The 236-nt window shown below is 78.4% G+C and carries 1 protein-coding gene; it reads left to right on the forward strand.

What is annotated here, in order from left to right:
• Window positions 1–236 (forward strand): Sir2 family NAD-dependent protein deacetylase (locus tag GTR00_RS22685; protein ID WP_276610411.1); only part of this gene is annotated, 236 nt, incomplete at both ends.

Genomic DNA, 236 nt, shown 5'->3' on the forward strand with positions numbered 1-236 from the left:
GCCGCCCTGCAGCGCGCGGTGCCCGTCGTTGGGCCGGGGCGGGGCTGTCCACCGACTCCGGCATCCCGGACTACCGCGGCCCCAACGGCTCCCTGCGGCGGCACACCCCCATGACGTACCAGGAGTTCACCGGCTCGGCGCGGGCCCGGTGGCGCTACTGGGGGCGCAGCCACGTCGGCTGGGAGCACTTCCGCCGCGCCCGGCCCAACGACGGGCACCGCGCGCTGGCCGCCCTG

Origin of the sequence: Kineococcus indalonis (assembly GCF_009906395.1) — a bacterium.
Classification (GTDB): Bacteria; Actinomycetota; Actinomycetes; order Actinomycetales; family Kineococcaceae; genus Kineococcus; species Kineococcus indalonis.